Source organism: Mammaliicoccus sciuri (genome assembly GCF_025561425.1).
Classification (GTDB): Bacteria; Bacillota; Bacilli; order Staphylococcales; family Staphylococcaceae; genus Mammaliicoccus; species Mammaliicoccus sciuri_A.
In genome coordinates this window covers 1,364,030-1,375,738 of the sequence record NZ_CP094824.1, presented here as the reverse complement: position 1 = coordinate 1,375,738, position 11,709 = coordinate 1,364,030, and the positions used below count along the sequence as shown (strand labels likewise).

The 11,709-nt window shown below is 32.8% G+C and carries 15 protein-coding genes; all 15 read right to left on the bottom strand.

Translation table 11 applies throughout. From position 1 onward, the window contains the following. Positions 1 to 19 precede the first annotated feature (19 nt). The 15 genes from recO to dnaJ all read right to left on the bottom strand — a co-directional run bounded on the left by recO (position 20) and on the right by dnaJ (position 11,655). Positions 20 to 772 (bottom strand): DNA repair protein RecO, encoded by a 753-nt coding sequence (gene recO / locus MUA60_RS07130; RefSeq protein ID WP_232174158.1) that lies wholly within the window; start codon positions 770 to 772, stop codon positions 20 to 22. A gap of 22 nt (positions 773 to 794) precedes the next feature. Further along, on the bottom strand, positions 795 to 1,694 hold the full coding sequence (gene era / locus MUA60_RS07125) for a GTPase Era (RefSeq protein ID WP_037588330.1): 900 nt from the start codon (positions 1,692 to 1,694) through the stop codon (positions 795 to 797). Continuing rightward, the gene (gene cdd / locus MUA60_RS07120) at positions 1,695 to 2,099 is read right to left on the bottom strand and encodes a cytidine deaminase (RefSeq protein ID WP_025904197.1); all 405 of its coding nucleotides are present in this window, start codon (positions 2,097 to 2,099) and stop codon (positions 1,695 to 1,697) included. Positions 2,100 to 2,118: 19 nt separating this feature from the next. Then, complete coding sequence (locus MUA60_RS07115; protein WP_243522209.1) at positions 2,119 to 2,466, bottom strand: diacylglycerol kinase family protein; 348 nt, start codon at positions 2,464 to 2,466, stop codon at positions 2,119 to 2,121. Beyond that, positions 2,459 to 2,920, bottom strand: coding sequence for an rRNA maturation RNase YbeY (gene ybeY / locus MUA60_RS07110; RefSeq protein WP_262650434.1), 462 nt, complete (start codon positions 2,918 to 2,920; stop codon positions 2,459 to 2,461). Before ybeY ends, MUA60_RS07115 begins: the two co-directional genes overlap by 8 nt. Position 2,921: 1 nt before the next feature. After that, positions 2,922 to 3,869, bottom strand: coding sequence for a PhoH family protein (locus MUA60_RS07105; RefSeq protein WP_262650433.1), 948 nt, complete (start codon positions 3,867 to 3,869; stop codon positions 2,922 to 2,924). Between the two features lie 35 nt (positions 3,870 to 3,904). After that, complete coding sequence (locus tag MUA60_RS07100) at positions 3,905 to 4,408, bottom strand: PH domain-containing protein (RefSeq protein ID WP_262650431.1); 504 nt, start codon at positions 4,406 to 4,408, stop codon at positions 3,905 to 3,907. A gap of 98 nt (positions 4,409 to 4,506) precedes the next feature. Then, a complete protein-coding gene (locus tag MUA60_RS07095) occupies positions 4,507 to 5,211 on the bottom strand; it encodes a hypothetical protein (RefSeq protein WP_262650429.1) in 705 nt (234 codons plus the stop codon). A gap of 15 nt (positions 5,212 to 5,226) precedes the next feature. After that, positions 5,227 to 6,222, bottom strand: a complete 996-nt coding sequence (gene floA, locus MUA60_RS07090) for a flotillin-like protein FloA (protein ID WP_025904203.1) — start codon at positions 6,220 to 6,222, stop codon at positions 5,227 to 5,229. Positions 6,223 to 6,245: 23 nt separating this feature from the next. Further along, entirely contained in the window at positions 6,246 to 6,917 is a 672-nt protein-coding gene (locus MUA60_RS07085; RefSeq protein WP_262650597.1) for an NfeD family protein, read from the bottom strand. Positions 6,918 to 7,173: 256 nt separating this feature from the next. Then, positions 7,174 to 7,350 carry a 30S ribosomal protein S21 gene (gene rpsU / locus MUA60_RS07080; protein ID WP_016998564.1) on the bottom strand — a complete coding sequence of 59 codons (177 nt, stop codon included), beginning with the start codon at positions 7,348 to 7,350 and terminating at the stop codon, positions 7,174 to 7,176. 124 nt (positions 7,351 to 7,474) lie between these two features. After that, on the bottom strand, positions 7,475 to 8,821 hold the full coding sequence (gene mtaB / locus MUA60_RS07075; RefSeq protein WP_262650427.1) for a tRNA (N(6)-L-threonylcarbamoyladenosine(37)-C(2))-methylthiotransferase MtaB: 1,347 nt from the start codon (positions 8,819 to 8,821) through the stop codon (positions 7,475 to 7,477). Positions 8,822 to 8,827: 6 nt separating this feature from the next. After that, on the bottom strand, positions 8,828 to 9,577 hold the full coding sequence (locus MUA60_RS07070; RefSeq protein ID WP_107577765.1) for a 16S rRNA (uracil(1498)-N(3))-methyltransferase: 750 nt from the start codon (positions 9,575 to 9,577) through the stop codon (positions 8,828 to 8,830). 8 nt (positions 9,578 to 9,585) lie between these two features. Then, a complete protein-coding gene (gene prmA, locus MUA60_RS07065; protein ID WP_262650425.1) occupies positions 9,586 to 10,518 on the bottom strand; it encodes a 50S ribosomal protein L11 methyltransferase in 933 nt (310 codons plus the stop codon). A gap of 3 nt (positions 10,519 to 10,521) precedes the next feature. Further along, positions 10,522 to 11,655, bottom strand: a complete 1,134-nt coding sequence (dnaJ, locus tag MUA60_RS07060; protein ID WP_025904208.1) for a molecular chaperone DnaJ — start codon at positions 11,653 to 11,655, stop codon at positions 10,522 to 10,524. Positions 11,656 to 11,709 lie beyond the last annotated feature (54 nt).

Below are 11,709 nucleotides of genomic sequence, written 5' to 3'. Positions count from 1 at the left end.
AACACTTCACATAAGACTTTTACATTTTCAAGTTTTCGAGTTGGTTGAGTAATTTTTTGGTTCTAAATACTACACCAACGTATTCGTCATACATGTTATCGATTAATGTTTGTATTTCTTTTTTGACTTGTTCGTTTATTTTAAAGCTGTTTAAATGTTTAATCGGCAATTGATACATGAGATTCATAAAATATAATGCTCTATTAGATATTCGATATGCATGTTCATCATGTATTAATGCTTGATTGCTAAGTGGTCCGTTATATTTGAAACTATAGGCATTTAGTTGCTGTTGATTCATATCTCCTGTTACGACGCACGCATTGAAAGTTGGTTCATAACCATATTTAGGCATACATTTCAACGCGACAATCATGCTCATCGTATCTGCATCAACGCCTCTTTCTACTGCTTGGAATACACCTAACAATAATTCATAAAAGAATACATCATGTTCTTCCGCTTCTAACGCCTTATCTACAACTTCTATACAATATGCACCATATGCACTTTTAAAAATATCGGATTGCATCGTTCTATGACTGTTAATTATATCAGCTGATGATAATGTGCCCATTCCTTTAAACTTCGAAAAAATAAACAAGCCATGTACAAAGGGCTGAGTAGCACCTTGTAGTGGATGACTTGTTTTTTTAGCACCACGCGCCATTAATGGAACTTTATGACCGTGTTCATTTAATATTGTGATGATTTTATTGTTTTCACCATAATCTACAGAGCGAATGACAAATCCTTCTTGTTTATAAAGCATTATATCATCGCCTCCATTATACTTAATACTCGTCTTCTCTATAACCAATTTGTTTAATGAAATTAGGTTTATTACGCCAATCTTTTTGTACTTTAACCCATAAATCCAAGTATACTTTTGAGCCAAGTAGCATTTCAATATCTCTTCTTGCACGTTTACCTATTTCTTTAAGCATTTTACCGCCTTTACCAATGACAATACCTTTTTGAGAGTCTCTTTCAACATAAATTGTTGCTTCTACTTGGACTTTCTCACCTTCTGCTTTTGTCATTTTATCGACGTTCACACCGATAGCATGCGGAATTTCTTGATTCGTAAGGTGTAATGCTTTTTCTCTTATCAACTCAGCTACAACAAATTGTTCTGGGTGGTCAGAAATTTGGTCTTTAGGATAATACATTGGGCCTTCTTCAAGGTACTTTTTAAATTGTTCTAGTAGTGTCTCAATGTTTAACCCTTCTAATGCTGAAATTGGAATAATTTCTGCAAAATCCATTGTTTTTTGATACTTTTCAATTTCAACTAAAAGTTGATCAGGGTGAATTAAATCTATTTTATTTAACACTAAAAATACTGGTGTCTTCGTTTGTTTCAACAATTCGATAATGTATTCATCACCTTTACCGATACTTTCATCAACATTAACCATAAACATGATTAAGTCTACTTCTTTCAAAGTATTTTTAGCGATTTTCATCATGTAGTCACCTAAAGCATGTTTAGGTTTATGAATACCTGGTGTATCAATAAAAATCATTTGAGCATCATCAGTTGTTAATACACCTTGCACTTTGTTTCGAGTCGTTTGTGCTTTATCAGACATTATCGCTACTTTATGACCAATAACTTTATTCATAAAAGTAGATTTACCAACATTAGGTCTACCTATAATAGATATAAACCCTGATTTAAATTCATTCATTTATTCTAGATCCTTTCCTGAGAAACCTAAAGGTAATAATTCATTAACTGTAGTTTCAATTCTTTCATTTGTTTGATGTGTTAAAAATACTGGCATGTCATCATCACATAACTCTTTTAACACTTGTCTGCATGTGCCACATGGAGATGATGGTTTATCAGCATCTACTGTAACTGTAATACATTTGAAGTCTCCCGGTCTATACCCATCTGACATTGCTGCAACGAGTGCAGATCTCTCAGCACAAATTGTTGATGGGTAAGCTGCATTTTCAATGTTAGCACCATAATAAGCTTTACCATCTTTTGTAACTAAATATGCACCAACGTTAAATTTAGAATATGGTGTATATGCTCTCTTTTGTGCTTCTCTTGCGCCTTCATACCACTCTTGTTTGAATTCCATACCATTTCCCCCTATATGTTTATATTATTTTTGGTAAAAATATCATTATCCCGATTATTGCAGCCATTATTGATGTTAATAAAACGGCTAAAGCGGCTGTATCTTTAGCATGTTTAGCAAGTAAGTTATATTCGTCCGTAAACATATCTACTACATACTCTATGGAAGTATTGAGAATCTCAACAATGAGTACGCTAAATATTGCAAATAAAATCCATAACCATTCAAATGTATTGAGATTTAATATTAAACTAACAATCAATACAAGTACAGCGAATATAAGATGTAATAAAAAGTTTTTATCTTTTTTGAGAATGGTCACTAAACCTGCTAAAGGAAATTTAAAGCGATTTACAAATTTATTCACGTGTTAATCCAAATTCATTTAATATTTCATCTTGTCGAGAAAACATTTCTTTTTCAGCTTCTTCAGTCATATGATCATAACCTAGTAAATGTAAAAATCCATGTAATGCTAAAAATCCTAATTCTCTACTCAAGCTATGATTATAAGACTCAGCTTGCTCTTTAGCAACTTCAAGACAGATGATAATATCACCTAACACTCTAGGCATATCTATGCCTTCTATTTCAGGTTCATCTTCTTCTAATGAAAATGAAATAACATCTGTTACTTTATCTTTATCGCGATAATCACGATTGATAGCTTGAATCTCTTCTTCATCGACAAATGAAATTGAAAGTTCTGCTTCTTCAGTAATATTTTCCTTTTTAGCAGCAAAAGTGAGCAATGATTCAATTTGATTTTTTGTATCTTCATCAATTACTTGTTGCTCATCTATAAAATCCATTGTTAGCATATTATTTCTCCTCTTCGTATGCGTTTATTATTTTACCTACCAATGGGTGTCTCACAACGTCTGTTTGTTCTAAGTAAGTCATTGCTATCCCTTTTACACCACTTAATCGTTGATCAGCTTCAATTAATCCACTTTTCACACCTTTAGGTAAATCGATTTGTGAACGGTCACCTGTTACAACCATTTTTGAACCGAAACCTAACCTTGTTAAGAACATCTTCATCTGTGGGTGTGTTGTATTTTGTGCTTCATCAAGAATTACAAACGCATCATCTAATGTTCGACCTCTCATATAAGCAAGAGGTGCAATTTCAATCGTGCCTCGCTCAATTAAGCGTGAAGTTTGCTCAGTTCCTAACACGGTATGAAGCCCATCATATAAAGGTCTTAAATAAGGGTCTACTTTTTCTTTTAAATCACCTGGTAAGAAACCTAATGATTCACCCGCTTCAACTGCCGGACGCGTTAATACGATACGTTTCACTTGTCCTAGACGTAATGCCCTTGCAGCCATTACAACAGCTAAGAAGGTCTTCCCTGTACCTGCTGGACCTATGCCGAATACTAAGTCATTGTTCTTTATATTATTGATATATACTCTTTGACCCATTGTTTTAGCTCTTATTATTTTACCATTACTATCTTTAGTGATTTCTTCATCATATAAATTAATCAGTTGATCGATTGTTCCTTTATCAGCCATTTTAACCGCTGCTTGGACATCATTAATCGTTATACTCGCACCACTCTCGATTACTTTTAGTAAGTTCAATAATACTTTTTCAGCTTTTTCAACATTTTCTATACGTTTACCACGGACAGCAATTTCTTGTCCACGTGTTAATATATCCACCTCGAGTTCATTTTCAATATACTTTATGTGCTCGTCCCCATTACCCAATAGAGCTTGAGCTTGATCCATATTCTCGATTTGAATTAATGTAGGCATTAAATATCTCCTTTGTAAGTTGAATTGTTGACACTTTAAATGTACCAAACCTTATTGTAACGTGCAATCTTATGCACTTTATTTTGTATATTATTTAGTTTTTCACGTGCAATAATGAGGTTTCTAACTTTTTCATATTCATGTAATCTATTGCTATTATTTAATTTAATTTTTGGATTAATGCGAATTAATGTAATAATAAACTCACGTTCTTCAATTGGACTCACTTTTTCGACCAATTCACCTTTTGAAACAATTTCTAACATGCTGTTACCTTCTATGGATTTAGTCATATTAATTTGATCGATATCAAAGATATTATAACGAATTTTGAATAATCCTCTTCTTATGGATAAAAAATGCTCTTTTATTGTGTATCTCTCAAAAAGAATGTTTAAAATTATAAGAAAAACGAGAATAAAAGTAATGACTATTAAATACTTATTACTAATAAAAAGCGGTATAAAAGCAATGAATAATAATAAAATCGAAATGATAATAGATAATACACTCTGCTTTTTCTTAAATACCATTTTCATCACGCCCTCTTGAATCCTACCTTTATTGTAAGTCTAAATGGTATTTTTGTGAATAAAAAACAGAACCTAAAATTAATTAGGTTCTGTTTAAAGGTTCGTTATTTTAATTCATTTGGTCTTTTTAAAATTTCTGACCAAATGATACCATTTACGACTTGGTTTTCATCAACATTGATTGCTTCATCGTTAAACTTATGTTTACTGTTTAAATAGAGTTGTTTAACCATCGCTCTTCTCGTTCTTTCTGAAAGTTGCGTGTTGTTGATAATTTGCTCTGCTTCTTTTTCAACATCAGCTATACTTTCATGCTGTACATTCATTAAAGACTTTTTTTCTTCTTGGCTATATGCCAATAGCTGTTTGATTGCTTCTTGTTGTTTTTTAGGTCTGTTTTTATAAGTTTGTTCTTTTCTCTGATTGATATAAGCATTCTCATGCTCTTTAGAAGTTTGCTCTGGTTGTTGTTCTACTTTATGTGATTGAACAACAGTTTTTTCAACATCTATATTATATTGTTTAAGATGATTTGCAAGTTGATCTGCTAAGTTTTTATAATGGCCAGACATTCGTTCAGTTGAACTTGTTTCTGCTTTTTGTTTATAAGTTTCATACTTATTAACTAACTCTTTTAATTCTTGCTCAGCAGATTTTTTCTTATCTTCAGCTTGTCTATTTACTGGATTTGATCTTTGTCTTGTTTGAGGTTGCTTATTTTTCTTTTTATTTTTAGAAGTGCCTTCGATTATACCACTCACGACACTAAAAATAACCCAAATAACAAAGATGATAATGCCTATTTCCATTTTAAATCACCTCTCTTATTGGTTCGGTGAATTAGAATCTTGTGGCTTTGTACTCTTATTGATTGCTTCTCTCATGCCAGTGTCAGCTTCTATATTTTTTAAATTATAGTAGTCTTTAACACCTAAATTGCCTGATTTAAGTGCTTCTGCCATTGCAAGTGGTACTTCTGCTTCTGATTCAACAACTTTAGAACGCATTTCTTGTACTCTTGCTTTCATTTCTTGCTCAGTAGCAACGGCCATTGCACGACGTTCTTCGGCTTTAGCTTGCGCAATATTTTTATCAGCAAGTGCTTGTTCAGTTTGCAAGTCTGCACCAATGTTTTTACCGATATCTACATCGGCAATATCAATTGATAGAATTTCAAATGCTGTACCTGAATCTAAACCTTTACTTAATACTGTTTGTGAAATACTATCTGGATTCTCAAGTACTTTAGTGTGATGTTGACTTGAACCAATTGTTGATACAATACCTTCACCAACACGTGCGATGATTGTATCTTCACCAGCACCACCGACTAATCGATCAATGTTTGCTCTAACTGTAATTCTAGCTTTTGCTTTTACTTCGATACCATTCATCGCAACACCTGAAATAAATGGTGTTTCAATTACTTTAGGGTTAACGGACATTTGAACTGCTTCTAAAACGTCACGACCAGCTAAATCAATCGCTGCCCCTCTTTCGAATACTAAGTTGATTTCTGCTCTTTGCGCCGCAATAATTGCATCAACTACTCTATCAACATTACCTCCTGCAAGATAATGAGATTCTAACTGATTCGTTGTTAATGCTAAACCAGCTTTGTGCGCTTTAATTAATGGGTTAATAACACGTCTAGGTGATACACGTCTTAAACGCATACCAACTAAAGTACCAATACCTACTTTTACGCCTGCTGCAATAGCTGAAATCCATAATCCTACTGGTACAAATGAGAATAAAATCATAAGTAGTACGATTAATATGACAGCAATAATTACAAAAGCAATTAAACCTGATAACATATGCATTTCTCTCCTTGTCTAAATTAAATTTCTCTTACGACAACTCTTGTACCTTCAACCTGTACAATTTTAACTTGCTTATCCTTCTGAATAAAACTTCCATCTGAAACAGCATCTATTCTTTCGTCATCAACAAGTATAATTCCTGAGGGTCTCAATGCAGTGTATGTTGTACATAGTTTGCCAATCAAATGACTTCTATCATCATGAGATGTATAGCCAGATTCTTTATTTGTAGAATCTCTAAGAATGACTTTATCAAAGAATGGTATTTTACGATTAAATCCTTTCACTAATATCACCCACTCTATCGTTGTTAGAATTAATGCTACAGCAATAATCATACCCATAGTTAAGATATTTTCTCCAACTAATACAAAACTACCAATAATGGCAATAAAACCAAGGATACCTAGTACTGCTCCTATAACAAATAATTCAATTATTACTAATAATGCACCGATCCCAAAAAGTAAAACAGAAATCAAACTTATTTCATCAATTAAAACGTAGCCGATGAAAAAGATAAGTGTACAAATAAAGCTTAAAATTCCCGCAAAATTAATACGTTCTGAATATAATTGATATAGTGCACCTAGAAAAATAATACAAGTCAGTATCAATGTGACCAAAGGAGAAGTAATAAACTCACCAATAGACGACATACTTTGACTTGAAACAATACCTAAATTCATGTTGTTCTGAAAATAAGCAAATATGTATTCATACCCTGATGTCAATAATCTCACCCCTCATATTTATTATACAATAAAATAGGCGTGAACTAAAACGTATATACATAATATTCTAAATTTATAAACTTAATTGTTTTTCAAATAAATAAAAGAACACATAAACGATATCGTTTATGTGTTCTTTATGACGTTCAACGTTAAATATTGTTCATTATAATTAATTAATATTCATTGAGGGAGTTCAATAAAAAATTAATTATTTAAATTTACGTTTACGTGCTGCTTCTGATTTCTTCTTACGCTTAACGCTTGGTTTTTCATAGAACTCACGTTTACGCACTTCTTGAATCGTACCGCTTTTTGAAACTGTACGTTTGAAGCGACGTAATGCATCTTCGATTGATTCGTTTTTACGAACTACTGTTTTAGACATCTGTATTTCCCTCCCTCCAAATATCAACAAAGCTTTATATGTCATTTACATAGTATATATTACTATGTACTTAAACATTATAAAATAAGTCATTTTTTAAGTCAATAATCATTTGTTATGAATATTAATATGCAACTAATCTTTCGTCTTTATTTGTTGCATGATCCACAACTTTTACAAGTTTACCTTTATTGATAGGATAACCTGGTGTGACAACTTTCACTTTCACTAATTCTCCAATTAGTGATTCATCGCCTTCAAATTCAATCTTCATGTAATTATCTGCATATCCGACTAGTTTACCATCAGTTGAACCTTTTTCTTCAGGTATTACTTCTAAAACAGTTTGATCAAATTTAGAAGCATAATCTTTAGCTAATTGATTTGATAATTCAATTAAACGATGTACGCGTTCATTTTTCACTTCTTCATCAATTTGATCTGTCATTCTAGCTGCTGGTGTTCCTGTTCTCATAGAATAAGGGAACACGTGTAGTTCAGAAAATTGATGTTTAACAATGAAGTCATATGTTTCTTGGAATTCTTCTTCAGTTTCACCAGGGAATCCAACAATTACGTCACTTGTAACAGCTAAACCCGGTAAAGCTTTATGCAATTTTTGTAATCTTTCTGAGAAGTGTGCCATTGTATATTTTCTTCTCATACGTTTCAATACAGTATCAGAACCTGATTGTAATGGTATATGAAGATGTCTTACAACTTTAGTTGATTTGTCGATAACATCAATAACTTCATCAGTAAGTTGACTCGCCTCTATAGATGAAATACGAATTCTTTCAAGATTTTCAACTTGTTCTAAATCTCTTAATAATTGCGCTAAGTTATAATCTTTTAAATCTTCACCATATCCACCTGTATGAATACCTGTTAAAACAATTTCTTTATATCCTGAGTTTACAAGTGTTGTTGCTTGGCTTACAACTTGTTCAGGATCTCTCGATCTCATTAACCCTCTTGCCCATGGAATGATACAGAAAGTACAGAAATTATTACAGCCTTCTTGAATTTTTAATGATGCACGTGTTCTGTCAGTAAAGTATGGAACTTCTAATTCTTCATACTTTCTGTTTTTCATAATATTACCGACACCATTAATAGGTTGTCTACTTTGTTTATAGTCCTCAATATAAGAAATAAGTTTATGTCTATCTTGAGTACCTACAACAATATCAACGCCCGGAATTGCCATAATTTCAGCAGGAGATGTTTGAGCATAACAACCTGTTACACAAACAACTGCATCTGGATTTTTACGTATTGCTCTTCTAATCACTTGTCTACTCTTCTTGTCGCCTGTATTTGTTACAGTACAAGTATTGATGATAAAGACGTCAGCATTCGTTTCAAAATCCACTCTTTCGTATTCATTTTCCTTAAATAATTGCCAAATTGCTTCAGTTTCATAATGGTTTACTTTACAACCTAACGTATGGAACGCTACTGTAGCCAATTTTATTCACCTCATTAATTCTAATTGATAGCTTAAAGCAGCTAAAGCATACAATGGAGCGGTTTCAGCTCTTAAAATTCTAGGTCCTAAACTCACCTTAATAGCATCATCATAAAGATTAACTTCATTTTCAGTTAATCCACCTTCTGGTCCAAATATCATTAAAACCTTTTGTCCATGTTTAAGGTTAGAACCAATTTGATGAAATTTGCTTGTTCCCCCACTTTTAGCTTCTTCTTCATAAGCTATTATTACATAATCATATTCATTCATATTATCATAAATTGATTTAAAATTCGACTTATACTTTATACTTGGTATTGTAAGTCTCATACTTTGTTCACTAGCTTCTTTAACAATTTTTTGCCATCTATCTAATTTTTTAGATATTTTTTTCTCGTCTAATTTAACAATAGACCTTTCGGATTGAACAGCAATAAAATGATGCGCACCCATTTCAGTTGCTTTTTGAAGCAACCATTCATATTTATCGCCTTTAATAAGCCCACTCGCAATCGTTATATCAACAGGTAGTTCCGTTTGTCTTGTAATGTCTTCTATCGTTTCTAACTCAATGCTATCGTCATGAAAAGCAATGATTTTTGAAATTAACGACTTTTGATCTTCAAAAGTTAATATAATTTCTTGATCGATACTTTTGCGCATCACATTTTTAATATGATGTATATCATCTGTATTATGTATAAAAAAACGCTGATTTAACTCAGCGTTTTCTTGTAAGAAATATCTTTGCATCATTTCTCCTACTTTCTAGCTCGTATTGAAACCCAACCATCTTCACGTAGTACTTTTTCGATAGTATAACCAGTATTTTGTAGTTTTTCAATTATTTCATCGGATTTTTCTTCAATAATGCCTGAAGTAATAAAGTAGCCATTATCGTTTAATCTTTCAAAACTATCTTCTATCATTAAATCAATTATATGCGCTAATATATTTGCAATGATCACGTCATATTGTTCTGTTTCTTCAGTAAGTAAATTGCCAGTATCTGCGACGATATCTTTTTCATAATCATTGATTTCAAAGTTTTCTTTAGCAACTTTAATTGCTAAATCATCTAAATCCACCGCTTTTATGTCGTTTACCCCTAGTAAATGACAAGCTATGCTCAGAATACCTGAACCAGTACCAACATCAATCACTTTATGTTGAGGCTGTACAACCTCTTCTATATGTCTTAAACACATACTTGTTGTTGGGTGGTCACCTGTACCAAAAGCCATACCTGGATCTAGTTTGATGCAAAGATCACCTTCGTCATTTTGATATCCTTCTTGTTCCCAACTTGGAACAATCGCAAATCTTTCAGAAGCTTTAAACGGATGGAAATAATTTTTCCATTCATTTTCCCAATCTGATTCTTTAATAATCGTCTTCTCAAACGATAAAATTTCTGACTGGATGCCATTTACATTTGCAAGCGTTTCTTGAATTTCTTGTTCTAATTGATCCGTAAATACTAATTCATTAAAATAACATTTAACCCTAATATCATGGTCAGGATAATCTGCGGGATTTAATTCATAAATCTCACCGTATACATCTGTATGTTCTTTCTCTAATTCTGCTGAATCTTCAATTACGACACCATTTGCACCTAATTCATTTAACAATGCTGTAACTTCTGGTTCTGCTTCGCTATTTATCATGATAGAATACTCAATCCAATTCACAGGCTATTCTCCTTTAAAAAACTTTTTGGCTCTGTCTTTAAAGCTAGATGGTTGTTCTGTAATTGTTTCTCCACCTATTTCAGCAAACTCACGTAATAGTTCTTCTTGTCTTTCAGTCATTTTATCTGGTGTTACAACTTTTACAGTTACGAAGTAATCACCTTTACCGTAACCGTGAACGTTTTGTACACCTTTTTCTCTCAATCTAAATTGTTTACCAGTTTGTGTACCTGCTGGAACGGTTAATGATACATTACCAGTCAACGTAGGAACAGTAATTTCATCACCAAGTGCTGCTTGAGGGAATGATAGATTTAGATCATAGAAGATATTATCTCCATCACGTCTAAATTTACTGTGTGGTTTCACTCTGAATACAACATATAAATCGCCTGCAGGTCCACCATTTATACCTGGACCACCTTTACCAGCTAAGCGAATTTGTTGGTCGTTATCTACACCTTCAGGTACTTTTACTTTGATTGTAACTTTTTTATTTTGAGTACCTTTACCATGACAATCTGAACATTTTTCTTCAAATACTTGTCCAGAACCTTCACATTCAGGACAAACTTTTTGTGTTTGCATTCTACCTAGAATAGTATTTTGTTCAACTGTTACATGACCTTGCCCGTTACAGTACGTACAAGTTTTTTTCTTAGTGCCAGGTTTAGCACCATTACCATGACATGTATCACACTCTACATCTTTACGAACTGTAATATCTTTTTCAGTACCAAATACAGCTTCTTCAAATGTTAATGTCATGCTATATTGTAAATCATCACCTTGTCTTGGAGCGTTAGGATCTCTTCTAGCGCCACCGCCACCAAAGAATGAACCGAATATATCTTCAAAGCCACCGAATCCAGAGAAGTCTTGTCCTCCAAATCCTTGTGATCCACCGAATCCTTGTTGCGGACCACTATGACCGAATCTGTCGTATTGCGCACGTTTATTTTCATCACTTAGCACTTCATATGCTTCTGAAATTTCTTTAAACTTTGCGTCAGCGCCTTCTTCTTGATTGATATCAGGATGGTACTTTTTTGATAATTTACGATAAGCTTTTTTTATTTCATCTTTAGAAGCATCTTTGGATACGCCAAGTACTTCATAATAGTCTCTTTTTGCCAATGTAATCTCTCCTTTACACACTGATTTATAATACGTATATGAATTAAAAAAGTC

What these genes read in the sequence shown, in the direction of transcription:
- recO (WP_232174158.1), bottom strand. Translation starts at nt 772, where the DNA reads ATGCTTTATAAACAAGAAGGATTTGTCATTCGCTCTGTAGATTATGGT.
- era (WP_037588330.1), bottom strand. Translation starts at nt 1,694, where the DNA reads ATGAATGAATTTAAATCAGGGTTTATATCTATTATAGGTAGACCTAAT.
- cdd (WP_025904197.1), bottom strand. Translation starts at nt 2,099, where the DNA reads ATGGAATTCAAACAAGAGTGGTATGAAGGCGCAAGAGAAGCACAAAAG.
- ybeY (WP_262650434.1), bottom strand. Translation starts at nt 2,920, where the DNA reads ATGCTAACAATGGATTTTATAGATGAGCAACAAGTAATTGATGAAGAT.
- MUA60_RS07105 (WP_262650433.1), bottom strand. Translation starts at nt 3,869, where the DNA reads ATGCCTACATTAATTCAAATCGAGAATATGGATCAAGCTCAAGCTCTA.
- MUA60_RS07100 (WP_262650431.1), bottom strand. Translation starts at nt 4,408, where the DNA reads ATGAAAATGGTATTTAAGAAAAAGCAGAGTGTATTATCTATTATCATT.
- MUA60_RS07095 (WP_262650429.1), bottom strand. Translation starts at nt 5,211, where the DNA reads ATGGAAATAGGCATTATCATCTTTGTTATTTGGGTTATTTTTAGTGTC.
- floA (WP_025904203.1), bottom strand. Translation starts at nt 6,222, where the DNA reads ATGTTATCAGGTTTAATTGCTTTTGTAATTATTGCTGTCATATTAATC.
- MUA60_RS07085 (WP_262650597.1), bottom strand. Translation starts at nt 6,917, where the DNA reads ATGAATTTAGGTATTGTTTCAAGTCAAAGTATGTCGTCTATTGGTGAG.
- rpsU (WP_016998564.1), bottom strand. Translation starts at nt 7,350, where the DNA reads ATGTCTAAAACAGTAGTTCGTAAAAACGAATCAATCGAAGATGCATTA.
- MUA60_RS07070 (WP_107577765.1), bottom strand. Translation starts at nt 9,577, where the DNA reads ATGCAAAGATATTTCTTACAAGAAAACGCTGAGTTAAATCAGCGTTTT.